This window comes from Priestia sp. ST2, from assembly GCF_055810735.1.
The window spans coordinates 989319-1013162 of record NZ_JBVVNT010000002.1 but is presented as its reverse complement, the minus strand read 5'-3'; the positions used below and the strand labels follow the sequence as shown (position 1 = coordinate 1013162).

At 34.2% G+C, this 23844-nt stretch carries 29 protein-coding genes and 1 riboswitch; of the genes, 14 read left to right on the top strand and 15 right to left on the bottom strand.

The window, feature by feature from the left end; translation table 11 throughout:
- Positions 1–82 precede the first annotated feature (82 nt).
- Together AC0KUU_RS11590 and AC0KUU_RS11585 are read right to left on the bottom strand one after the other, a co-directional pair.
- A complete protein-coding gene (locus tag AC0KUU_RS11590) occupies positions 83–295 on the bottom strand; it encodes a hypothetical protein (RefSeq protein WP_016766369.1) in 213 nt (70 codons plus the stop codon).
- A 266-nt stretch (positions 296–561) separates the two neighbouring features.
- Positions 562–984 (bottom strand): Lrp/AsnC family transcriptional regulator, encoded by a 423-nt coding sequence (locus AC0KUU_RS11585; RefSeq protein ID WP_182006884.1) that lies wholly within the window; start codon positions 982–984, stop codon positions 562–564.
- A 144-nt stretch (positions 985–1128) separates the two neighbouring features.
- Here AC0KUU_RS11585 and AC0KUU_RS11580 point away from each other — a divergent pair, with 144 nt between their 5' ends.
- The gene (locus AC0KUU_RS11580; RefSeq protein ID WP_080781682.1) at positions 1129–1335 is read left to right on the top strand and encodes a DUF1272 domain-containing protein; all 207 of its coding nucleotides are present in this window, start codon (positions 1129–1131) and stop codon (positions 1333–1335) included.
- 391 nt (positions 1336–1726) lie between these two features.
- On the opposite strand, the gene AC0KUU_RS11575 is transcribed toward AC0KUU_RS11580, so the two are convergent.
- Complete coding sequence (locus AC0KUU_RS11575; protein WP_043981797.1) at positions 1727–2224, bottom strand: DinB family protein; 498 nt, start codon at positions 2222–2224, stop codon at positions 1727–1729.
- A 214-nt stretch (positions 2225–2438) separates the two neighbouring features.
- Between AC0KUU_RS11575 and AC0KUU_RS11570 the strand changes: the two genes are divergently transcribed.
- Together AC0KUU_RS11570 and AC0KUU_RS11565 are read left to right on the top strand one after the other, a co-directional pair.
- On the top strand, positions 2439–3233 hold the full coding sequence (locus tag AC0KUU_RS11570) for a hypothetical protein (protein WP_043981798.1): 795 nt from the start codon (positions 2439–2441) through the stop codon (positions 3231–3233).
- A gap of 41 nt (positions 3234–3274) precedes the next feature.
- Positions 3275–3787 carry a DIP1984 family protein gene (locus tag AC0KUU_RS11565; RefSeq protein ID WP_016766374.1) on the top strand — a complete coding sequence of 171 codons (513 nt, stop codon included), beginning with the start codon at positions 3275–3277 and terminating at the stop codon, positions 3785–3787.
- A 237-nt stretch (positions 3788–4024) separates the two neighbouring features.
- On the opposite strand, the gene AC0KUU_RS11560 is transcribed toward AC0KUU_RS11565, so the two are convergent.
- Both AC0KUU_RS11560 and AC0KUU_RS11555 read right to left on the bottom strand, forming a co-directional pair.
- The gene (locus AC0KUU_RS11560; protein ID WP_043981799.1) at positions 4025–4336 is read right to left on the bottom strand and encodes a DMT family transporter; all 312 of its coding nucleotides are present in this window, start codon (positions 4334–4336) and stop codon (positions 4025–4027) included.
- Entirely contained in the window at positions 4336–4674 is a 339-nt protein-coding gene (locus AC0KUU_RS11555; RefSeq protein ID WP_016766376.1) for a DMT family transporter, read from the bottom strand. The genes AC0KUU_RS11560 and AC0KUU_RS11555 overlap by 1 nt, the downstream gene beginning before the upstream one ends.
- Before the next feature lie 184 nt (positions 4675–4858).
- On the opposite strand from AC0KUU_RS11555, the gene AC0KUU_RS11550 reads away from it, so the two are divergent.
- A complete protein-coding gene (locus AC0KUU_RS11550) occupies positions 4859–5752 on the top strand; it encodes a LysR family transcriptional regulator (RefSeq protein WP_043981800.1) in 894 nt (297 codons plus the stop codon).
- Between the two features lie 298 nt (positions 5753–6050).
- Here AC0KUU_RS11550 and AC0KUU_RS11545 read toward each other — a convergent pair whose 3' ends face one another.
- Positions 6051–6197 (bottom strand): BH0509 family protein, encoded by a 147-nt coding sequence (locus tag AC0KUU_RS11545; RefSeq protein WP_013056404.1) that lies wholly within the window; start codon positions 6195–6197, stop codon positions 6051–6053.
- Positions 6198–7144: 947 nt separating this feature from the next.
- Between AC0KUU_RS11545 and AC0KUU_RS11540 the strand changes: the two genes are divergently transcribed.
- Positions 7145–7348: a cold-shock protein gene (locus AC0KUU_RS11540; RefSeq protein ID WP_013056405.1), complete on the top strand. Its 204-nt coding sequence runs from the start codon at positions 7145–7147 to the stop codon at positions 7346–7348.
- A 283-nt stretch (positions 7349–7631) separates the two neighbouring features.
- Here the strand turns inward: AC0KUU_RS11540 and AC0KUU_RS11535 are convergent, their stop codons facing one another.
- Positions 7632–7835, bottom strand: a complete 204-nt coding sequence (locus tag AC0KUU_RS11535) for a cold-shock protein (RefSeq protein WP_043981801.1) — start codon at positions 7833–7835, stop codon at positions 7632–7634.
- Between the two features lie 284 nt (positions 7836–8119).
- Here AC0KUU_RS11535 and cshA point away from each other — a divergent pair, with 284 nt between their 5' ends.
- Positions 8120–9520, top strand: a complete 1401-nt coding sequence (gene cshA, locus AC0KUU_RS11530) for a degradosome RNA helicase CshA (protein WP_043981802.1) — start codon at positions 8120–8122, stop codon at positions 9518–9520.
- A 295-nt stretch (positions 9521–9815) separates the two neighbouring features.
- Here the strand turns inward: cshA and AC0KUU_RS11525 are convergent, their stop codons facing one another.
- Positions 9816–10016 (bottom strand): cold-shock protein, encoded by a 201-nt coding sequence (locus tag AC0KUU_RS11525; RefSeq protein ID WP_013056409.1) that lies wholly within the window; start codon positions 10014–10016, stop codon positions 9816–9818.
- 620 nt (positions 10017–10636) lie between these two features.
- The gene (locus AC0KUU_RS11520) at positions 10637–11281 is read right to left on the bottom strand and encodes a hypothetical protein (protein ID WP_043981803.1); all 645 of its coding nucleotides are present in this window, start codon (positions 11279–11281) and stop codon (positions 10637–10639) included.
- A 458-nt stretch (positions 11282–11739) separates the two neighbouring features.
- Between AC0KUU_RS11520 and AC0KUU_RS11515 the strand changes: the two genes are divergently transcribed.
- Positions 11740–13335: an acetolactate synthase large subunit gene (locus tag AC0KUU_RS11515; protein ID WP_162214008.1), complete on the top strand. Its 1596-nt coding sequence runs from the start codon at positions 11740–11742 to the stop codon at positions 13333–13335.
- A gap of 60 nt (positions 13336–13395) precedes the next feature.
- On the opposite strand, the gene AC0KUU_RS11510 is transcribed toward AC0KUU_RS11515, so the two are convergent.
- Positions 13396–13956 carry a hypothetical protein gene (locus AC0KUU_RS11510; RefSeq protein ID WP_322551945.1) on the bottom strand — a complete coding sequence of 187 codons (561 nt, stop codon included), beginning with the start codon at positions 13954–13956 and terminating at the stop codon, positions 13396–13398.
- Between the two features lie 351 nt (positions 13957–14307).
- On the bottom strand, positions 14308–15738 hold the full coding sequence (locus tag AC0KUU_RS11505; RefSeq protein ID WP_322551946.1) for a PQQ-dependent sugar dehydrogenase: 1431 nt from the start codon (positions 15736–15738) through the stop codon (positions 14308–14310).
- Positions 15739–16054: 316 nt separating this feature from the next.
- On the opposite strand from AC0KUU_RS11505, the gene AC0KUU_RS11500 reads away from it, so the two are divergent.
- From AC0KUU_RS11500 to AC0KUU_RS11490, 3 genes are all read left to right on the top strand, one after another.
- Positions 16055–16429 carry a cupredoxin domain-containing protein gene (locus AC0KUU_RS11500; RefSeq protein WP_043981807.1) on the top strand — a complete coding sequence of 125 codons (375 nt, stop codon included), beginning with the start codon at positions 16055–16057 and terminating at the stop codon, positions 16427–16429.
- A 256-nt stretch (positions 16430–16685) separates the two neighbouring features.
- Positions 16686–16874 carry a hypothetical protein gene (locus AC0KUU_RS11495; protein WP_043981808.1) on the top strand — a complete coding sequence of 63 codons (189 nt, stop codon included), beginning with the start codon at positions 16686–16688 and terminating at the stop codon, positions 16872–16874.
- Positions 16875–17326: 452 nt separating this feature from the next.
- A complete protein-coding gene (locus AC0KUU_RS11490; protein ID WP_014460657.1) occupies positions 17327–17644 on the top strand; it encodes a DUF3243 domain-containing protein in 318 nt (105 codons plus the stop codon).
- A 248-nt stretch (positions 17645–17892) separates the two neighbouring features.
- On the opposite strand, the gene AC0KUU_RS11485 is transcribed toward AC0KUU_RS11490, so the two are convergent.
- On the bottom strand, positions 17893–18063 hold the full coding sequence (locus AC0KUU_RS11485) for a hypothetical protein (protein ID WP_165575304.1): 171 nt from the start codon (positions 18061–18063) through the stop codon (positions 17893–17895).
- A gap of 117 nt (positions 18064–18180) precedes the next feature.
- Positions 18181–18360, bottom strand: a complete 180-nt coding sequence (locus tag AC0KUU_RS11480; protein WP_043981809.1) for an H-type small acid-soluble spore protein — start codon at positions 18358–18360, stop codon at positions 18181–18183.
- 405 nt (positions 18361–18765) lie between these two features.
- Between AC0KUU_RS11480 and AC0KUU_RS11475 the strand changes: the two genes are divergently transcribed.
- The 3 genes from AC0KUU_RS11475 to dapA all read left to right on the top strand — a co-directional run bounded on the left by AC0KUU_RS11475 (position 18766) and on the right by dapA (position 20824).
- Complete coding sequence (locus AC0KUU_RS11475) at positions 18766–19053, top strand: hypothetical protein (RefSeq protein WP_043981810.1); 288 nt, start codon at positions 18766–18768, stop codon at positions 19051–19053.
- Positions 19054–19114: 61 nt separating this feature from the next.
- Positions 19115–19372: a hypothetical protein gene (locus tag AC0KUU_RS11470; protein WP_043981811.1), complete on the top strand. Its 258-nt coding sequence runs from the start codon at positions 19115–19117 to the stop codon at positions 19370–19372.
- 258 nt (positions 19373–19630) lie between these two features.
- Positions 19631–19809, top strand: a riboswitch (Lysine riboswitch).
- Positions 19810–19936: 127 nt separating this feature from the next.
- Positions 19937–20824 (top strand): 4-hydroxy-tetrahydrodipicolinate synthase, encoded by an 888-nt coding sequence (gene dapA, locus AC0KUU_RS11465; RefSeq protein WP_043981812.1) that lies wholly within the window; start codon positions 19937–19939, stop codon positions 20822–20824.
- 262 nt (positions 20825–21086) lie between these two features.
- Here the strand turns inward: dapA and AC0KUU_RS11460 are convergent, their stop codons facing one another.
- Positions 21087–21932 carry a DMT family transporter gene (locus tag AC0KUU_RS11460; RefSeq protein ID WP_043981813.1) on the bottom strand — a complete coding sequence of 282 codons (846 nt, stop codon included), beginning with the start codon at positions 21930–21932 and terminating at the stop codon, positions 21087–21089.
- Between the two features lie 368 nt (positions 21933–22300).
- Between AC0KUU_RS11460 and AC0KUU_RS11455 the strand changes: the two genes are divergently transcribed.
- Positions 22301–22726 (top strand): CBS domain-containing protein, encoded by a 426-nt coding sequence (locus tag AC0KUU_RS11455; protein ID WP_043981814.1) that lies wholly within the window; start codon positions 22301–22303, stop codon positions 22724–22726.
- A 189-nt stretch (positions 22727–22915) separates the two neighbouring features.
- Here the strand turns inward: AC0KUU_RS11455 and AC0KUU_RS11450 are convergent, their stop codons facing one another.
- Entirely contained in the window at positions 22916–23566 is a 651-nt protein-coding gene (locus AC0KUU_RS11450) for a DUF421 domain-containing protein (RefSeq protein WP_043981815.1), read from the bottom strand.
- Between the last annotated feature and the right edge of the window lie 278 nt (positions 23567–23844).

The window sequence follows — 23844 nt, the reverse complement described above, 5'->3', positions numbered from 1 at the left end:
GAGTTTCTTTTGTTTAAAATAACATATTGTGCAATCCCACGTTTGTTAAATAAAAGATAGAAGAATCATTGAATCGCTTTCTTCAGTTTAAGATCTTGTATAAAGCTTCAGAAGCGTTATCTATATCATAATCGTTATAATTTAAGGTTTTTTGATCCGTAAGTGTAGTGATTTGAAAAATCTTAGATGTTTTACAATACGACAGTTCCAGTACTTGAGGAATGGTATGAGTAATAGCACTATCTTCATATTGAATAAGAGTATAAAGCGTTTTTTTTATTTCAAGTATATTCATAAAAGTACCTCTTTCCATTATAAGGAAACCCAGGGTACAAAGAGACCATATAATTTTAATTTATGTTCTTTCTCTATTGTAACATATGAACGTATAGAAAAATACCTGCCGAGAACAGACAGGATGGTAACTGCAATTGTAAATTCTATGCACTTCTAATTCTGCTAGCTGGTCAGTTAAAAAGGTGACCAGCTAGCAGAACATGTTCTTCTTATAATAGAATTACCTTGAATAGATTCAGTAATAAAAAAGAGTAGATTATTAACCTAATTTATTGCTTTATAAACAACTGGTGAGGAAAGTTTAATCAATGTAGATGGCTGCCCAAAAGCCATAGATTCATCAATGAATGTTTCAAGAGATTGAACGGAATTAGTTAAAACTTTTACTAAGTAGTTGTATTGACCTGCCAGACGATGACATTCGATAACTTCAGGGTGTTCTTTGCAATATTCTACAAATTGTCTGCAGTTTGTATTGCTGTATAAAATAAAAGCAGTTACAGGTTTGTTAAAATTTTCAGGATTAATTATTGCTCTATATCCATCTATTATATTTTTTTCTTCAAGTTTTTTTACTCTTTCATTAACAGCAGGGGTAGATAAACCAACCAACTTTCCCAACTGTGTAACGGACAAACGAGCATTCTCTTGTAGATGTAGTAATATATTTTTATCAATTTCATCCATAAAACATACCCCGCTTTAAATTATAAATTAAAATAATAGGTTTTCCGTCAATATTAAAGTTATTACTTAGTAATACAATAAGAAACATATGTAAAAATAGAAATTTATAGAATACAATTTGATTATATCAAAAGGAGGGATTTAATGGCTTTAGAAATGAGAAATACATGCGAAAAGTGCAATAAGAAACTCCATAATAGCTCTGTTGCTTATATCTGTACACATGAATGTACATTTTGTGATAAATGTAGTGAAAGCGAGATGTATATTTGTCCTAACTGTGGAGGAGAACTAGTTAAAAGACCAAGGGGCAAAGAACATTCGTTAAGTTGCTCACTGAGCTTATCGTAAATTTAGACACAACATTCTATAAATAGTGCAGTCAAAGCAGCTATGGTCAATGGGGTGGGCATTCAACAGCGAACCGCAACAGGTTTAAGTACGGAACAAATTATAAAGCATCATTGTGGTGAAAGTCTACATGGTCATTGCAATGTTGGACACTTTTCAATTGTCAGAAATGCAGAAGAAGACTTGTTTCGTCCGACACATTATTCTTATAGGTAACTAATTGCACGAAGACAAATATTTTTGGAGTACTGAAAATCGAATTCAGTAATCAATTGATTTATAGATAAAACAAAAGGTAATAGCACATAACTAAAATAAAGCCCTAAAAGTGTCTAATCGACGATTGTTAGGGCTTTGTTTCTGCCAATCATTGGGGCTCAATCGGTTTTTATTAAGCAGGAAAGCCTCCTGTTGGCGGTGGCCATGCTCCGTTTAACCTTCTCATAATGACAATTTCACCTAGATGATAGCTGTTGTGAGAAGCAATATTACGCAGTAATCCCCCTGGGGTTTCACTTGGCCAAGCATCCAGAGGTTCTTCGATTGCTAATGTATCAGCTAAGTGACATGCTTCGTCAATTCCATTACAAAAATGCTGGATTGTCTTTTTCCATTCTTCCTCATCAACCGGAGCAGGGTGTTCAGGCCAGCTTTCACTTGCACTTTTCGGTCTTTCAGGGTTTTCTCCTTTAGCAAGGGCAAGTAAAAAGTCTTGCCAATAGCTCATATGCTTCACTAATTGATAAATAGAATAAGGTAATTCCTCTTGTTTATGTGAAGCAAGCTCTATATTAATATCAGTTATTGCGTTAATCGTCGGAAGATGGCCTCTTTCACCTCGCAGTGATTTGATAAGCGCATCACGAAATGCTGTATTCGTTTGTGTCATGTTTTTTTCAGCCTTTCTTTTTCAAAGTATTAAGCTTGTAACAGTCTAACACAAATCAGTTTAATATATGTACTTCTGTGATTAACGACTTACTATAACAAAGCCACTAAAACAATTAGTATCAATCACAATTTTTTGTTTGTAAGTCACCTTTATATGAAGAAATATGGTTTAATATAAAATATATAGAAATAAGTAGAAAAAGGTACCCTTTATGGAAAGTGAAAAAGATTATGTGATTTTGAGAAAGACGATAACAACTCTTTCTACAAGCTTTATTTTAGCTTACCTTTTGACAATAACAGGTCTGATTCAACAACTAACTGACGGAGAAGAACTATCGTATCATACTGGAAATGACATGGCAGGATGGTTCCTTGTATATCTTTTTTATGTAGGGGCCGTTATTGCTGTATACGGAAATTTTGTCTCAGTTATACTGGACGCTATTCGAAAGAAATGGCTTCCCAACATGAGGTGGCTATTTGTCTTCTTCCACGGCATATTAGGCTTAATTAACGGTTTGTTTTTTCAAGATACATATTTGGCTTATTACGGGATGGCAGCCGCTATGTTATATGCATGTATAGATTGGTGGGTAGAAAGAAGAATTGACAGGGAAAAAAGTACAAAAGTATTGCTAATTATACCTCTTATTCTTTTACTTCTCAGTTGGAGTATATTAGAAGCGCTATCACCTAGCCTTCCGCCATTTACGAAAGAAGATGCCATAGAGTTTGCGACAAGTGGTGAAGGAACAGATATTGATTTATTTCCTGCTAAAGCTGGAACATGGAAAGGAACTTTTGGAGGGTATCAAATCGAAAGAAAAACTCGTCCTAAAAAATTAAATAAAGAGTTTTATCTAGTGACGTTTGAAGAAAACTGGACTAAAGGTAAACAAAAAGGACGCTATGTAATGTCTTATAAAGTAGATCGCAGCAGTGTCTCAGGGGATGGCGGAAGTGGCACAACACCTCCTTATTATGAAAAGGTATTAGAACAATAAAATAGTAAAAATTAAGTTTATGAATAAAGGAGCTTTGATCTATGTCTAAGATTTCTCTAGCAGAGGCTGTGAAATTGAAAAGTGTATTATCAAAACGAATACATGAATTAGAAGAAGAGATGGACCGAGTTGCATTTGTAGAGATCGAAAAAGGGGAGAAGATTCCTCCTCAGGCTCGATCACTATCTGATGTTGAACAGGATTTAGAGGACATTCGAAAGGATTTGCGTCTACTTGATAAATTAATGTATCAAGCCAATATTCAAAATAATATTACTTATAATGAACACAAACTAACAATTGTAGAAGCGATTGAATATGCCACTCAATTACGTGCTAAAGCAAGAAAATATAAGGAGTTTGGTTCATCATCTAAAGAAGAATATCCTTACTACGGAGAAGGGGTATCCATTATTAAAGTGGCTACATTTGATCCTGAAGAATATCGTCTAAGAGGGCTAGAGGTTGAAAAGAAAGCAAATAGATTATCAAATTTAATTAACGCTAAAAACTATCAAATAGAGTTAGAGTTTGATGGAGATAAATATTTTTAACCCTTGAAGAGGTGAGACTCCCTTCAAGGCATAGAAGGAGAATGTTTAGTGTACTCAAAGTACTATTGTGATGGCAAGTGATAAAACCAATAATCCAATGACCCATTACACTGTTACTATTTACCAATAACCAACTATAGCAATGGACGGTCGATGACCAATACCTCCTTGTTTTTAACTCCTTCTATGGTGCCCTTACTTGTAAGTTAAGTAAGGGCCTTATTTATCTTATTTTTATTAGAAAGCTTTCAGTATAATAACACCTGTAATAATAAGAGTAACCGAGATAATCTTTCTTTTGTTTTTTGATTCCTTAAATGTATAAATACCTAACAGCGTCGTACTAACAATCGTCAGCCCTGCCCATATAGCAAAAACAATTCCCATTTCAAAATAGTGCGTCGTTAGAGAAATAAAATAAATACAAGCAATGAAGAGTAGAAATGCGCCTATCGTGGGAACAGTTTGTCTAAAGCCTTTAGATAGTTTTACACACATTTGGCCTGCAATGCCTAAAACTAAGCCCATCGTTAAAAATACGTATCCCATTACGCTGTCCTTCTTTCTTTAGAGCTCCCTTTAATGTTAAGAGAAACTGCACCGATTATAATAAGAGACACTCCTAAAATTTTAGATAAAGAAATAGTTTCATCAAAAAAGATAATACCTGTGACAACAACAAGTACGGTTGCTCCTCCTGCATACAAAGCACTTGCTACTCCTACTTCACCTTTGGCGTTAAGTAGCATATAAGCAGCAATTGAAGAACAATAAAATAGTATGGCGAGAACAGTAGGAACAAAGTTTGTGAATCCATTTGTAAGATTAAGAAAAAATACTGCGATTACCTCCAAGATGATGGCAAGAAACAATAGTAAATAAAACAATTAGATCTCCTCCTTTCAGTCGCCTCATTTTAAGAACTTTACGTAATTGCTACTAAATAGTTGTAGTAGCACTCGGATGTCATTATTTTATCTAGAGCTTGATATCTTGTAAAATAATGATAAATGATTATAGATATCACTATTATTAATACCTAAATGAATGTAAGTGGAAAGGAGGATGTTTATGGAAGTAGAAGATATACGCATATTTATGGCTGTAGCAGAATACGGCAGTGTAAGCCTTGCCGCTGATAAGCTAGGCTATGTCCAACCAAATGTAACAGCACGTATTCGGTCTCTTGAACGAAAAATTGGACACCCATTGTTTCATCGTCACAGACGAGGAATGACATTAAATGTAGAAGGTCGAAAACTTTTAACATATGGAGAACAAATGATGCGGCTGATGGATGAAATACAGAAAGCATTTCAAGATGAGCGTAACCTTGTTGGATCATTATGTATTGGATTAGTTGAAACGGTAGTAGGGTTTCCTGAAATCATTTCTTCCTATCATAATAAGCACAAAAATGTGGATATTTCTCTAGTATCAGGAGTAAGTACACAATTAATAGAGAAAGTTCTTAAGTTTCAGTTAGACGGGGCATTTGTAGCAGAACCAGTAAATGTGTCAACGCTTGATCAAATTCCAGCTTTTGATGAAGAAATTGTACTTGTATGCAGTGTAAATGAAAAAGGGAAGAAGCAGATTCAGTCTGCCAAAGAGTTACTGCACTTACCATTCATTTTATTTAATGAAGGCTGCCAATATAGAGAAAGACTGCAGCAGTGGTTAAAAGACGAACAAATAGTATCACCAAAAATCATGGAATTTGCTACACTTGAGACGATTATGGGGACAGTAGTTTCTGGTCTTGGTGTGACACTTATAGCCCGGTCATTAGCGGAAAGATATGAGCGGGAAGGGTTAGTACAACTCTTTTCAATACCTGAACCTTACAGAAACCTCAGGATTGTGTACGTTCGTCGCTCCGACTCCTATCTAGGAGTAACTGAGGGCGAATTTATAAAGACAATCAGCGAAGTAAGAGAAGGGAAAAATCAGAGAACGAATTGAATCGATTATAAAAGATATAAACGAACACACGATTGTAGAAAGAGTTGACTCGGACGAAGTAGGAGGGCTAAAGATCTTTTTATCTCAAGGTTATTTATTGGAGGTATTTCCAGATACGTCAGAAGACGATGAATACAGTGAGTTCTGGAGACTTTTCAACCGGAAGGAAGACACCCCTCACTTTGTTGTCACAGGAAATGGTGTTAAAAACGAGTAATCCTATAATTAAAGAAACGAAAAAAGCACAAACCCGTTGGAACCAAACGTTTTTGTGCTTTTTTCTTATTTTATAATTGAGTTACATATAATCATAAGCGGAATCATCAAAATAGAGCCAGTGATAATATTCAACCTGCGGATCTGTCATCTTCGAAACTTCTTCTTCATTGAATTTTTGATACTCAACTAATTTCTGCACTTTAGAATTTCTTTCCACTTGGCTCATTTTAAATCCTCCTTATAGTTTGAGAAGTAACAATGTATTTAAATATAGAAAGCGTTTTCTTTTTCTTGCTTTTATTATATATCTCAATATGAGATTAAAACAATATCAATTATAGATGATTTTTCAAAAAACAATATAGAAATGGTATCATGGCGTCAGATGGGGACAACAAGGCTTCTGCAATCGAAATTAAATAATGGGTGATTCCCAATGGCAAGGCTAAAAATTTTTTGTTAGTATCGTTGCTTAATCCCTAAAAAACATTGTGATAACTAGCTCTATAAATTAGAAATAAAGCTAGCTGTGTTAAGCTAGCTTTATATTTTTTATGCTGTTTTCCAGAGCCGTAAATTTTCAACTGTCGTTCACTTTGTTATAAAAACTCTTTAACATTTTCATCATGTTACGTCCTGAAGTTCTTGACATTTGATTATTATCTTCATCATCATGAGTACTCAGGTACCAACTTCCTTTGTTATCTTCATTTAATCTATATACCTTATTGGTTCTACTATCTGTATAAAAGTTTCCATCCTTCAGTCTCACACAATCCCCCTCTACCAAGTGTCTATCCTGTATTATGCCCAAGATATCAATTTTATGAAAAATTTCATATACACAAAAACAGCAGGTTTCTTAATGCGCTTATTATTTTGTAAGTAATCTATAGAGGTGCAAAAATGGTGAAAGTCCATTAAATTTATGTACTGCTAGTAAACCTTAAATTAGTTCTTATTATGATACCTATATTTCCATTTTAAAATTTTATCTATTTTTCTGTATTTGCTATCTTCGGTTCTGTGTGTTACGCTTAGGTTAATTATTTTTGTTCGGTGTAGGATTGAGAGAAGAGAAATCTCTTCCATAGAAATTTTCATCTTAAGATAGTATGGTTGGACAAGGGTAGTAATACAAGTGTGGAGTATTCCACACCAGGAGGCACTATTATGGAACAAGGTACAGTAAAATGGTTTAATGCAGACAAAGGCTTCGGTTTTATCGAAATTGAAGGCGGAGACGATGTATTCGTACATTTCAGCTCTATTCAAGGTGAAGGCTTTAAATCATTAGAAGAAGGTCAAAAAGTAACGTTTGACATCGAACAAGGTCAACGTGGAGCACAAGCTGCTAACGTTCATAAAGTAGCATAATTAAAATGAGTAAAAAAGACTCCACCTAGGAGTCTTTTTTTTACTTTTGGTTTCACTAGCTAACAAAAGACATATTATATCTGATTTTAAAATCTCGTTATAATAGAAAAACCAGCGTTTTAAGTCTGGTTTCTGGGTCATACGAAGGGTACAAGGTATGAACTAGTTAACCATACACTAGAAATACAAAGCAAATATGGCATGTTTGTTTGGTAAGAAGTTTACTTTCAGTTAAAGAAGTGCCGTAAGTTTTTTATAGATTTATACAACAGACGGACATGAATTATTTTTGATGGGGATTAGGAGACGCATCTAAAAGCCGTTCTCCTGTTCTCATTTTATGGCCACATAAAGGACACTTTTGGTGTTTTTGATAAGAGAAATTTTTTCTCATCCAACCATTACATTCTTCTGATTCACATTCCCAAATCTCTATTTGTTCTTTAGGTAAGGGCTCTTGATTTTTCTTCCTATGGTTATAATACATAACTACATCATCCCTCCTCCTAAATAGTATACCTTTTAAAAAAGAAATAGTGAGAACCATATCTTTCTAAATTAAACCACACTTTATAGATCCTATAAAAATTTATAAATACACGGAAGCGCGGATAAAATAAGGTATGAATTCGCCTTGTATAGATACGCTAAAATAAGATGTTCGTGAATAATAACCCTGATTTCCAATACGCAGAAATGAATAAATAATATCTCTCGTTAAAGAGTACTTTTCTCATTTCTGAATTTAAGTAAGAGAAGGAGCACGAAAAAATGAAAAAATTTTCTGATTTTAATTTAAGCAAGGCCATTGAAAAGGCAGTTCATAACTTGGGTTTTGAAGAGGCTACGCCGATTCAGGCTGAATCCATTCCGATAGCTATGACGGGTAAAGATCTAATTGGACAAGCTCAAACCGGTACTGGAAAGACAACAGCTTTTGGCATTCCCCTTATAGAGCGGGTTGAGCTTAGTGAAGAAGGGATTCAGGGAATAGTCTTAGCACCGACACGCGAACTGGCTATTCAAGTAGCAGAGGAGTTAAACCGAATTGGGCAGGTAAAAGGAGTTAAAACGCTGCCCATTTATGGAGGTCAGGATATTAATCGTCAGATCAAAGCCCTTAAAAACAGACCGCATATTATTTCAGCAACCCCAGGACGCCTTAAGGACCATATGAAAAGAAGAACCATTCGTTTAAATCATATTCGTACAGCTGTTCTGGATGAAGCAGATGAGATGTTAAATATGGGCTTTATTGAAGATATCCAAACGATTCTTGGTGGAATCTCTTCTCCCCACCAAACCTTGCTATTTTCAGCAACCATGTCGAAGCAAGTACAAAGTCTAGCCCAGAAATTTATGAACGATCCTGAACTCGTAAAAGTAAAAGCGAAGGAGTTAACGGTAAAGAACATCGAGCAGCAATATATGGAAATTCCAGAGAATCGAAAATTTGATGTTCTTTGTAATCTCGTAGATCTTCAATCACCAGACCTTGCTATTGTGTTTGGACGCACAAAAAAACGTGTGGATGAACTTGCTGAAGGGCTAAAAAAGCGTGGATATGCAGCAGAAGGCATTCATGGAGATCTGACGCAATCCAAACGTGCCGATGTAATTCGTCAATTCAAGAATCATACGATTGAGATTATGGTTGCAACCGACGTTGCAGCAAGAGGACTTGATATTACAGGTGTTAGCCATGTCTACAATTTTGATATTCCTCAGGACCCTGAAAGCTATGTTCATCGTATTGGCCGAACAGGGCGGGCAGGTACTAAGGGATTGGCAGTTACCTTTATAACTCCAAGAGAACGTAATCACTTAAAAGTAATCGAAGATGTCACGAAAACCAAAATGTCTAGACAATCACCTCCTACTTCTAGTGAGGTAATGGCAGGGCATCAGGAAGCAATCATTCACCAGGTTTTGACCGCTATCGACAAGGGGGAGTTTGTGGAATATAAGCCAATGGCGGAAAAGTTATTAGAAGAAGTGGATTCTGTTTCTTTACTGTCAGCCACTTTAAAGCTTTTAACAAAAGAATCAAATATGACCTCTGTCCAATTGTCTGAAGTGGCACCACTTCGTAATAAAAAGGCAAAAACAGAACGTAAGAGAAATAGAGGGAGAAAAGAAACAGTAGGCCGTAAAAAAACATATAGAAAATAATCCCTGATTATTTTTGATGCGAGAAAGGATAATGGCTATGAGTGAGAAAATATTTAGTAATGGAGAAGTAGTAACTATAAGAGTATCGAATGAATTAGTGACAATCTTAAAAAGTCATTATGTAAAAAATATGAAAAGATACTCTTATACAGTCGATAAATACCCAAGTACCTTTTTCTTTGAAGAAGAATTAAAAAAACACGAACTATAATTATTGATGAATAAGTTCTGATATAAAAATCTTTTTAAGTAAAAACAGACTCTGAAAATAGAGTCTGTTTTTTAGTATGGTTTCTTATGCTTTATTTACGTTTGTCGCTTGTGGTCCACGTTGCCCCTGTTCGATATCAAAAGTCACTTCTTGACCTTCATCCAAGGATTTAAAGCCTTCACCTTGAATAGCTGAGAAGTGAACAAACACATCTTCTCCACCTTCGCGCTCAATAAATCCAAAACCTTTGTCAGCATTAAACCATTTTACTTTACCGTGTTCCATTTTTTGTTGCCTCCTAAAATGTAGAAAATAAACCAGATTATCATTAAATCTAGCTTATTTATATATTATCCCAATGGAGACATCTTAAACTTAAATTAATTTGATCTTTTTAACTTTCTTTATCATCACTCATTCCATTAAAATGTAACAAGTGTATGACTATAACATCATAGTGAGGTTCTCGTGCAAAAATTTCAAATAAACATGGAAATGATAGAAGTCAAATATTAGCCACTGTTCACACAATCATTAAGGGCATTGCATTCATAAATATGAACCTCAATTAGATATGAGAGCATAATGGGAGCCGTCTGTCCAAAAGAAAGGGAAGTTCACTCAAAAAATTTTTGAATAGTAGTGTAAAAATACATTCGATTAGATAGAAATCTATATACCTTTTTCATATAAATACAACCTTCGCACTAGAATCAGTAACCTTGTTTCCAAATAAAAAATGACGCCGTTTTAGGCGCCATTTTTTATAGAATAGAGAAGGACACACCCTATGCACGGGCGGTACTCTTAACACATCGTCTTGATTTGATAATACCCAGTGTTTAAATTTACTAAACCTTTGGTTAGGATGCTTTATGCAGAATATCTACGTGTACCTATTAAAATTATTTATTAAATTTCTTTGGAAACTGCTTCATAACTCCTGCAGATATAGTATCTGCCATTAAGATAATATGCGATACTCCTTCATCAATTGCAACGATTCTCGCCTCCCAGTCTCTTTTTAAGCTTGCAGATAAATCATTTGTCACTAATTTTAGATGCGTATACAGTAATTTTTTCAAATCTTCATTTTTAAAATAAGGGTTGGCCTGGCTAAGGAACGCTGCTATATCATCAGCATTTCTATACCATTCTTGGTTTAATTGATTCACCAAGGCTTTCTTTCCCGTTTTAGCCGCATCTACAATCTTGCCAGCAATCACAATATGTTCCTTGAGCAAATCCGTAAGTTTATTCCCAGCTTTCTCTCCGTATATCGGCTTCACAGCATTCCCGATATCTTCTTGATTTTTTAATAACCTTTTCAACACTTGTTTTTGGTCTTCTGATCCTGCTGTTGTTGCACTTGTAATATAATTGCTTGTCCACAGTACATGATCCATCCAAAGTCTTCTCAATTCATTTTCAAACTTTACCTGAGGTTGACTAACACGATGCTCTTGTGTTTCAGCACGAGCACTACTGGGTTCAACCAGCATGTTTAGCGAAAATAACAACATAAATCCCATCAATAATAATCTTTTCATAAAAACGCTCCCTCCAATTTAAACGAGTATGTGCCTTATTATTTGTATATGGGATTTTTTACATTCCTCAAAATGTTACGTTCTAATAATAATTTTTTATAGGGTATCTTTACACTTTCAATCAGCCAACATAGAGGAAGGGGAAGAGAGAGGATACCTTTTTGTAAGGTTAGAGCAGAAAAAATAAAGCTTTTTTTGTTCACTAACAAAGAAACAATTATTGCCGTCTAATTTCCTTCCAAGTTTTTTGACTCATTCAATTATTTATACATTCTCTAAAAAATGTCTTTAACATAAGAACCTAATGGCAACACTATAAACAATAGTTAGTGAATAGGATTTCTTTGCATAAATTTGGGGTTTTTGCGAGCTGAAACTCAAAAAATACGATAAAGATTAATGAGCTATTCCTTTCACATAAGCTTGTCAGAATACTATCTAGAGAGAGGTCGAACAATATGAAAGTGACGGATACACTTGTTCAATGTTTAGAAAATGAGGGAGTTGAATATATTTTCGGAATACCCGGTAAAGAGACCTTGGATTTTATTGATTCCTTATCCAACTCTAAACAGATTCAATTCGTGAATGTGAGGCATGAGCAAGGAGCTGCTTTTATGGCAGATGTATACGGAAGGTTAACAAACAAAGTAGGGGTATGTTTATCAACATTAGGCCCTGGAGCGACTAATTTATTGACAGGTATATCTAGCGCAAAGCTAGACCATTCCCCTGTTGTTGCTTTAACAGGACAGGCTGCTTTGGGAAGGCAGCATAAAGATTCGCATCAGTATATGGACATTATCAAAATGGTGGAACCGGCAACGAAGTGGGGTGTTCAGATAAAAGATGCACAAACGCTTCCTGAGATTATTCGAAAAGCATTTAAAATTGCACAAATGGAAAAGCCAGGACCCGTAGTAGTAGAATTGCCAGAAGACTTAGCAACTCAAATCGTTCCCATTAAACCTATTTTACCTACATCTATACCCGTAAGCATACCTATATTTGAGTCAATTCAGGCTGCCAATACTCTTATTAAACAGTATGAGAGACCTTTTGTTATTATCGGTAACGGCGCTGTTAGACAGGGAGCTGTGGATGAGCTTCAACCATTTATTGAACGCCTTCAATCACCGGTTACCCATAGTTATATGGCTAAAGGTGTACTGTCTAAAGATCACCCACAAAATTTCTTTACGTTTGGATTTAATGAAAAAGATGAAGTGCTAGCAGGCTTAAAGGAAGCTGATCTACTTATTGTAATTGGGTTTGATCTTGTCGAAAGGTTACCCAAAGAATGGAACACAGAAAAAACATCAATTTTACATATAGATACTTTACCGGCAGAAGTAGATGAATATTACCCTATAGAGGTCGAATTGGTTGGAGATATAAAGCAGACTTTACGAGTATTCAATCAGCTTGATATTCCTTCTAAACCATGGATTCCCTCTGGTAATCTCCAGAAACAAATTAAGCAATCTTATCACATTGAAGAGAAAAAGATAGATAGCGATTTGCTGCCTTTGACAATCGAGAATATCTTGCATATTATTGACAAGCTCTCTTCAGAGAAAACAATTGTGATTTCAGATGTGGGAGCTCATAAAGTATCTATAGCCCGAACTTATCAACCTAAAAACCCTAACAGGCTCATTATATCAAATGGTCTAGCTTCCATGGGTATTGCTTTACCAGGCTCAATTGGAGCTAAGCTAGCCTGCCCTAATGATCCAGCTATTTGTATTACTGGAGATGGAGGAGTTTTAATGAATTTTGCTGAAATAGAGACGGCAAAACGCTTAGGGCTTTCATTCATCATTATTGTTTTAAACGACTCTACATTAAAAATAGAGCAGGAAATGATGAACAAAAAGTTTGGTAAGAGCTATGGAGTAACTTTTACAAACCCAGATTTTGTTCAACTGGCAAAAAGCTTTGGAATTAAAGGGGAACAGGCAAATAGTTTAGTTGAATTTGAAAATATAATGAAAAGAGCCTTACAAAGTTTAGATGAGATTGTCCTAATTGACGTTCTTCTAAAAAACTGATTGCGATTTCTCCATTATTTTAACGAGTTATCTTTGTTAAGGGATTAATTTGTAGATTCACTAGGAAATAAATGTTTTTAATTTTTTAAAATAAGCTAAGCTGAGTTCAACCCAAATCCAACTATAAAGGAAAGTAAATACAAAAATTAAACCAGTAGTAGAAAGAGAAAAATTTTTAGAAATCACGGGACCTAGTACTGGGAATTTGAAACCGTACAATAGGGTAATAATCCCAACAGTTAATAGAGTGGCCCCACTTACAACAATGTATAATCTCTTTTTAAAAAAGTAAAAAGCAGTTCCTATGCCCATTCCCAATATTCCTGTTGTAAAAGGAAAAATAATAAGTTCACTTGGCTGGATAATCAGAAGAAGCAGGTTTGTTAGTATATAGGTAATAAATCCTAGAGGGAGCGAAAGTGTAAAACAAAAAAGAATGGGTGCAGTAGAGAATGGACTAATAAAAACTCCTATTCCTGGTAAGAAACCTCCTGCTGATTGAAAAAGGGCTGCTAAGCTGGCGAAAAGAGCGCCTGATACAAGCTGCTTAGTTTTAGATAGTCTATTAAAAAAAAGCTGCGCACAGTTTACTTCATTTGAAAGAGACTTTAAAAAGTACATGAATTTCACCTCGGTTAACTGTTTTTACATTATAAGGGGTTAAAGAGAGATTTAGATCATTGCCTGATATATCAACTCTTACATGTAATATATGAAGAAATTAAGAGGGAGGACTAATAAGTCGCATTTACTTTTAAAGGAATAGGTCATATCCGTTAAGATAAATTTCTTTATCTTTCTAAAGGTATGTACTGTAGCCCATAAAATGAACCTTTTATGGGCTTTATTAATTAAAGGCTTTTTTATTTTCTAGGAAGTTCATTTGTTTATTCCTATAAAATAGCTGGTAAAAAAATTAAGCTATAACTTTTAGGAGAAAATCAATACCCAGTCGAATTTTATAAATATAAGTCATGGAACAATTTCAAAAACAGTACCTTGATTAAAGTCAGACACTTTCATAGAGCCATAAACTCCTAAATAAAGCCTGGTTTGATCCAGATTCGTTCCCAAACTAACGTAGTAAGCTGATTGAGAACCAAAATTATAATCAATTTCCACCACACTAAAATCATTTAGCTTACAATCTGTACCTGCCCTGGTATAAGCTAAAACCCCTTTAACTGGGGAATGAGATTCTTTAACCTGTGCAATATCTGTAAACATAACGCTTCCTGTTAAGCTAGGGATATTATTTCCCATATATGGCTGAACTCCTGTAAGGGAGGTCCCTCCAAATTTATTGGGGCGGGGATCTTTATGAAAATAACTAGTTAAAGGCTGAAGACGTCTCACTGAAGTTTTTACCGCTTCATTGTAATAAGCAATTATTTTCTCATCCAAGGCCGGATTTTCAGAACACCTTTTTATAAACGAAGTCGGAAAATCTCCTTCCCATCCCCGCCAGCCAAGGTTAATAAATCCTTCTTGGCTGGGTTTAGCTCTCATTAAAGAAGCTTGAACAAGTTGAGGAACAGGTATTGACTTATAATGAACAAATGAAAAAATCGACTCTACTACGTCTTGTCCAACATTTCCCACATATTTGATGTACTGATTATAAAATTTTTGAAATGAAATGCCCGTTATATTGCGAACACCCTTAGCAATGAGCGTAAGAGTTTCCTGAATAGGTGAGGGGAGTTCACTAAAACGTGTGACTACGGGTGGATTATGGATAAATGTATTCTTACCTACATCAATTTCAATTATTTTCCCGTAAATTTCTATATCATTCTGACTTAAGTTAAAGGGGTCATAGCCTGATCCACCATCTCCGGTTGTAAAGATAAGTTTTCCAGTTTCAGGTGAAAAGTTTAAGCTGTTGACACCATTATGATTAAAAAATGGTCTTCTTAAGTTAAGTAACGTCCGTCTTTTTTGAGGCTGAGCATTTGGTTGGAAAATCCATTCTTCCACTGTATCAATATGATCATATTTAGTTTCTCTATTTATCCACCTTAAGTTTGAAGTTTTAGGATCACACGGGTTAGGTCTATAATGTTCGGAAAGTGCACCTGGGCCTTGTGTTCCAGCTACTGAGTAATGAAGATAAAACAGACCGTTATAATAAAATTCTGGATGAAACGCTAGCCCTAGCAATCCTCGTTCATCATATCCTCCGCGGGAAACACCTGGTTCAGACGTACCTAATTTTATGATTCGTGAGCGAATATCTAAAAAAGTCTGTATAGCTTCGTCTCTTATGTAAAAGATCTCTCCTACTTGGGTTGCAATAAATAAACTTTCAAATGAGTCACCAGGAAGTATAGCTGTTTTCAAAATGGTAGGTAAATTTATCTTACTAACAATAGGCCGTAAACTAACCTTAGCTTTTATCAACTAACTTGACACTCCTTTTTATGGTTTTCTTTTATAAGAATATGATTGTAACTGTTCTATTAGTATCAATACTATTTTATAAAGTTAGGCAATTTAATGGAGAGACCTAATCGAGAAGCTTCTTTCATAAAACTTATTTAGTCCTGATTAAGCCTGCTATTTTCTTCTCTCAACACTCAAGATTCTCCCAACGTTCATAACTATTTGTGACTCCCCAAAATTGAAATTAAGGAAAAATAATAATTAATTTACAAAAAATAGTGATATTATTTTATAAATTGGAAAAGAATATGACTTATGAAAGGAGTGAATGCAAATGTCTGTGAAAAACTGGTTAATGGGACTATTCGTTTTGTTTGCGATGGTTATCAGTGTGATGACTTCAGGATCACTCGGCGTTTTGGCCGAATCAGACATGGTAAGACAAAAAACCATGGAGGTTCAGTTGAACGATGATTACTTTAATCCAGAAACCATCACTATCCCGAGTGGAAAAACGACAACATTGATATTAAAAAATGAAGGTCAGAAAGAGCATACCTTCACAGTAGAAAAGCTCGGAATTGACGCTGAAGTCCAGCCTGGAAAAGAAAAAACCATTACCGTAAAACCACAAAATCCTGGTACATATGAACTGATATGTAGGTATCATTTTAATAGTGGAATGGTGGGGAAAGTGATAGTCAAATAACAAGCAGGGCCAATGGGTCTCTGCTTTTTGAAGTGAATATAACATACTTTCTTAATTAACATAATGGATTTTAAAGGTATAAATAAACCGTTCACAATTTCAAAAAAGTAATAAATATTTATTTCAAATATATACTAAATGAAGAAAAAGCACAGGAAAGTATAGAATAAAAACAGCATTTATATCCAGGTTATTAAAAAATGTATCCTTAATGAATGAGCAATGAGCATTGTTTAATTAAAAGGAGGAATTTTATATGGGCGATAATCAATCAAATAATTTAGAACAGGTATCAGAGAATAATACAGATGAAACCAAATTAGGTGATCTTGAGAAAGAGTTTGTAACAAAGCCTGCTAAGTCTTCTGATCCTTATCCGCATAAATATTATACTGGAGACATTTCTATAGTTTCTAATGCTATGCCACGAAACGAGAAAGAATAAAAGTTTCTTATATATTAATATATAAGAGAAACTTTAGACCATTTAAGCTTAAGCTCTGTATTTTTTCAGAACCAAAATACATCTCATAAAAAACAGTTATGTTTCATTTAGTATTTTAAATCCAAAGTAATCGCTTTCATTTTTTGTTTTCTCGAAATCATTGATAGGTTATAATAAATATCTACAAAAATATTAAATGATATGTAAGTAACAAGTAATTACACCCTTAATATTAAAAAAAGAAAAACTCCCTTAACGCACTAGGGGAGTTTTTCTTTTTTAAAATATCCAATATATTACATTTAAACTCATCAAAAAAGAGGTGTTCACTATGTTGAAGCCCGTTAACTATTCTACTTAATATATGAGTAGGCTACGAAATGTTTATATACCTGTAAATGGGCGATTTACCATATAAGAACATTAATACTTAATTGGAAGGAGAATGAAAAATGAACAATAATACTGAAACCGTTGAAAATAAAGTAGAGGATAAACTAAATGAAATGAGTCAAGAGAAGAAAGACAACATCCTTTCTAGTTTTAACGAATTTAAAAGTTACTTAGGAGATAAAGTCACAAAAGGTGAGAAACTAGGGTTAAATGATAATCAATTAGCTCTAGCAGCTAAAAAAATAGCTGATTATCTCGCAACACATGAGGAGCCACAAAATGAAGAGCAATACTTGTTACATGAGTTATGGAAAGTTGGAAATGAGGAAGAACAACATCATCTTGCTCATATGCTTGTTAAATTAGTTAAAGAATAAGCTAAATCCCTAATAAATTGTTATTTGCCATTATTTATTAGGGATTCAAGTGTATTCAATTAACGTAGCAAAGAGCCACTTGCGTAAAACAATTGGTTCTTTATATTCGTTATGTGTTAGGTAATATCTTTGCAGAAGTAAGAATAAGCCGAGATTGAAATATGGTATCTGCAACCCCTTTTATTGACAACTTATTAAGAATGTATAACTAAAGAAAAGAAATAAAGATCGGTTATTTTCTTCCCTCTTTATTCATTTTCTTTAGAATCTTCCTGGTAATGTTCATTTAAGTATGGGTTCTCTGTCGTAGCAAAATTAACAGATTGAAGGCTAGTTTCAGGATCCATTCCATAATAGCCTTTTAGTTCCGCATTTTCTAGCTCGCCACTTCTGAATTGTGGTTCTTTTTTCTCTTTCATGCTGCACCTCTTTTTTCTTATAAATAAAGCTTAGAGAAATATGGTATTAGTTATTCGGTTCTATTTGGAGATGGAAGAAAAGAATATGAAAATTCCATATCCTTCCTTTGTGACTTTTTATTTTTCTTCTAAATCAAGGACTGGAACCATACGGTCTTCATCATGTGTTCCTCTCGCATGAACGGTAGCCATACTTGATGTTTCATCTACACTTTTAATCCAAATAGGAACTCCGTGGTAATGAACATCAATTTCCTTGGGTGAAGAAAGAATTTGCTTAGCTCGATCTATTTCCATATTATCACCTCATTTTTTAGTATGTCCCTGCAATGCATCAATTAAAAGATAAAGCTATATTTCCTCAACAATAATTTGACTACACGCTACAACTCATTCCCTCAAAAATTAATCTATCCTTTAACCTTACAAAAATCGAACATCAATGGGTTTGCTTAACCTCATTTTATTCTTTAATTCGAATACGTATAAATACGAAAAATGAGCACATACTGTACCTAATCAGATTCCTCCTTTTGCTGACAAATCATTTCTCCTTTAATATGTTAAGTTTACAAAAAACATCTGTCTTCACAGGTGTTTTTTATTTTGAGAAAATATATTAATTTGTATACAAACTAAGTTTTATTTTACTTCTAGTAGGGGAATAAAATAGTAAATTAAATTGGAGAGGATGAGGGGTTTATGATAGAGATGGAGGTAAAGAACCTTCAAAGGTCAGAAGCTAAATTTAGAAAGGCTGAATCAGAATACTTAAATAAGGCAATCGAAGAGTATTTCGTTCGTCGTACATACCATAATGCACCAGTAGTTGATGCACTTCGATATGTACTAACGATTGATAATAAAAGGGAACATTTAGAAAGTGCCGTTGAACTTTTTGGAGATAATATCAAAGAAGTAAATAACCAAGATATTATAAACTATTTAAATCAATGTAGATGTTATAAGGAAATAAGAGATATAGTCTAAATTTGATGCTATCTTATGAAAAAATTTATTGTTCATAAATAACCAAAAGGGGATTGGAGATATGAACTATAAACAAAGGGATTATTATATTAGCGCAAAAGAAAATGAATATTATAAAGTACTAAATGTAGTCGATTATATGTTAGAGGAAGCAAAAAGCAACAATAAATATCCTATATGGGGTGAAAAGCTAAGAACTGAGTTAAAAGAAAGTGCTGGCAACAATCTTACTCCATGGCATTTTAATACAATAATATCCGTACTTTTAGATTACGTACCTGATGAAGTAAAGAATAAACCTAATGCTAAGTCACTCTAAGCGGGTGGCTTTTTATGATGTGCATAATATGTAAGTTAAAACATGTGGTGAATAGCAAAAAGAAAGGTGAAATAGTAATATGAGTGATACTGAGATTGTGGGTTTGAGTCAATAATCCGGAGTCATTCTCTCAAAAATAAGTGTAAGGACTTAATTACAAGGTTTCCATAAAATTATACTTAAATGATTCTTGCGTGAAAGGAAATTTACTGTTATATTAAATTCAATTAAATATTTTCTTATTTCAATATTTTTTGAAGTGAGGATAGAGGCGCAAAGATCATAAGTATACAATTTGAGGAGAATGAGATCCAATGACAATTGTGGAAAGGGGTATTTGCCGAAGCCGAAAGAATCTCATGTTCTTGAAGCTGGTTCTGCTGTTGAATAAATACAGAACTGTCATATGGGAAACTGTATGGAGGGCTATCTTACGCACGGAAACTATTTTTGATAAATATTGTTTCTACTGCAGCAACGAATCCCTCGTTGCTGCTTTTTTGCGTTTCTTATGAATGGCCCTAACCCCTCTAATTTTTAAAAATTTATAAAGGGTGTGTAGTTATGAATTTTGGCCAAGTATTAACAGCAATGGTTACCCCGTTTGATCAGAATGGCGAAATTGATTTTAACGCGACGAAAATGTTAGTTGAGCATTTAATTACAAATGGCACAGATAGCTTAGTTGTAGCTGGTACAACTGGAGAGTCTCCAACATTAACCACAGAAGAAAAAATTAAATTATTCCAATGTGTGGTAGAAGCTGCTGCGGGAAGAGTCCACGTCATCGCTGGAACTGGCTCAAACAACACGCAAGCTTCGATTAGCTTAACGAAACTTGCAGAGGAAACAGGAGTCGATGGTATTATGCTCGTTGCTCCATACTATAATAAGCCGTCTCAAGAAGGCTTGTACCAGCACTTTAAAACGATTGCCCAGTCAACCTCTTTACCAGTTATGCTTTACAATATCCCAGGGCGAAGCGTAGTTAACATTTCTGTTGAAACAATTGTTCGTCTATCAGAGATTCCTAATATTGTATCAATTAAGGAAGCAAGTGGCAACTTGGATGCCATGGCAGAGATTATTAGCAAAACACCTAGCGACTTTACACTATACAGCGGCGATGATGGGTTAACAATACCAGTATTAGCAATTGGCGGGGCAGGAGTTATTTCAGTTGCTTCCCATATCATTGGCAATGATATGCAAGAAATGATTAATGCCTTCAAAAATGGCGATGTCCAAAAAGCTGCTGCTACACATCGCAATCTGCTTCCAATTATGAGAGCATTATTTATTGCGCCAAGTCCTTCACCAGTAAAAGCTGCATTAAATCTAAATGGAATACAAGTTGGCGGTGTTCGTTTGCCAATGGTTCCTTTAAGCAATAAAGAGCAAAGTGCGCTAGAAGAAGTTCTGCAAACTAGCGGCATTAACGTTACCTGTTGAAATAAATAAAAACAGATTAGAAGAGAGAGCATAGCTAAAACGACCGATTCAATCGATGCATTAAGGCAAGATTGGTGCACAAAGCTCAAGATGGATGAATCATCATTTAGCTAACTCCTAAAAACAGAAAAACTCCCTTAACGCATTGGGGGAGTTTTTCTGTTTTTTCTATGTATGTATACTATATACATCTTCAGTTGCCATACAGAGGGAGACCTATTTCACTATATGTTCGTTCTTCTGTCGGTATTGGTGCAAAAACTTATATCTTAGTCAACACGATTCCGCATAAAGTAAGAATAATTCCTATTAATTGATATTTTTTAAGTCTTTCTTTAAAGATAATTAAGCTCCCAATTAAAACAACAATACAATTTAAACTAATGATTGGATAAACCACGCTGGATGGACCTTCCTTTAGGGCGAATAAATAACAGCTGTAACCAATCGTACTTAATATACCAACTAGTATACCTATCTTTATTTCAATTTTATGTGCAGTTAATTGTTTAAATTCTTTCCGAGCTAATAAACTTAAATAGACAGCTCCTCCACCATACATTGAAACAAGCATTTCACCCATGCTAAAGTGCTGATACGTGCTGAATTTCATAATAACACCAACTGTGCCGATAGATAGAAGAGCTAAACAGCAGCTCAAAATCCATAATTTATACTCTATGTGTGCCGTTTTGTTTGGTTGATACTGAATAATACAAGCTGCCAATATAATAATGACGATACCAATCCAATTTGTTAAAGGAATGGATTGAGGAAATAATAAGGATGTAGCTATAACAACAATGACTGTATTCATCGCAATAATGGTAGATGTAATACTCGCAGGTCCTTTCTCAAAGGCTTTCGACATTTGGATATTGCCATTGGCATTTAATATACCGATTAGTGCCCCCGTTAAAATAGGTAAAATGTGAAATTCAAAACTTCCTTTAATAAGAGTAAATAATAAGAGGATAAAAAAAGAAATCCAATAAAAGAAAAGTTGAATACACACTTTAGATAAATGTTGAAGAGCACCCCATTTAAATAAAGTATTATTTACTCCGAAGCATACAGCTGTCCCTAAAGCAGATATAAACCATAACATAGTGTGTAATTCCTTCCTAGTAGTTTTTATACTACTAAATTATACAATTTATATAATAGTTTTAATATTTCAATTTAATGAAAAATAGTTTCGAATAACTCTTTTGTAAAAGTATAAAGATGAGAAGAGGAGAAGTATAAATTTATTACGAACCAACGGATTGTGCTCTTTTATTAAAACCTCGTTTCCTATTATTCTTACACCTTTTTACTGTCCAATAAAATGCGATGAATTTTTCAAATCCATTCACCATTTTCTTCTCATTAAAACCTAAAGCTTTGTATCCTAAAACTCAAATGGACGTTTTAGAAGATGAGGTGCGGGAATCAAGTGAAGTAAGACAATGATTAAATAAAGGAGGAGTTGCTATGAATATAACAGAAGTGATGACTTCTAATGTTGAGACAGGTAACCTTAAAAGTTCATGTGGTGAGGTAGCTAATATGATGAAGAATGTAGATGTAGGAGTTATTCCAATTTGTGAAAATGATAAACTAATAGGCCTAATAACGGATCGTGATTTAGTCGTCAAGGGATTAGCTAATAATTTTAATACGAATACACAAATATCTGAAATGATTACCACTGATGTCATTACTGGTACAAAATGCATGTCTGTAGAGCAGGCTTCAGATCTTATGTCTCAGCATCAAATACGCAGACTTCCTATTGTAGAAGGTGGAAAACTCATTGGAATGGTTTCTCTGGGAGATTTAGCGGTAAGTAATACTTCAAATAAAGAAACAGGAAAAGTTCTTGAGAATATTTCAGCTCCTGCTGAGCTTAATAAATAAAAAAAACTCTTTTTGTACTTCATCTTATAGATAAGAGCAAGCTAATAAAAATTAGCTTGCTCTTAGTTTATATATAACAACACATGGCTATTACAGCTTTTAAAGATCTTGTATTCAATAGCTCCAGCAGTTTATGGCTTTCTATAGAATTAGCCAAGTTTAAACCCATTTTCGTCCTGGATTTTTTTATCATTCATTTTTTATATCCACAAAAAGTTGCCCGTTTAAAAAACTACAATATAAAATACGTTTCACGTCTTTGTATCCTCTTTGTTTCAATTCGTTGAAAAGCCAAGAAGAGTTTTTATTTATTAGATTTAAATGCTTTTCTTGAATGATCCCATCAATAACAAGGGGAAGTAAAAATACAGATCCTGATTTATCTTTGCTTTCTGGTTTTTTAAATACAGATAATGTACCCGAAGGCTCTAATATCGCATAATCCACCTCACGGATATCTCCTATATTTTTATCCCGAAGCTGTAAAAGCAAGTCGTCCAAATTATAACGTGATTTCCTCATTTGCTTTTCATCAATCTTTCCTTGTTTTATTACAATAATAGGTTGCCCATCTAGTACTCTGCGTAACTTTTGACTTTTTAATTGGATATATGTAAGGCCTATTTGGATAACTGTTAATATAAGAATAGGTACAAGTTGATAAAGTAAAGAACCTCCCGTATCCTCAATTGCAACAACTCCAAGTTCACTTATCATAAGCACAACAACAAGGTCAATGACATTTAGCTGATTTATGCCTCGTTGGCCGATAAAACGAAAAATAATAATAATAACAACATATAATAATATTGTACGCCAGCTTACTTCGATGATTTCCACTTTACGCTCTCCTTTCATTAGAATCTTTTTCTCTCTTGGAACAGGGATGAATGTAATATATAGATTTATACACTTAGCTGATTCTCTAGGATGTTTATTTCTTTATGTTAAAAATTAAATGAGTAACGTACAAAGTGTTTAAAGTGTTATTCATGGCACTAGATTTTTAACAGAAGCATTATATAAACAATTAACTGGGGAGAACCTTCATTATGTTAACTTTGTTTTGTATATCATATGCATTAAAAAAGATGCCGTTTAGGCATCTTGAATAGTTT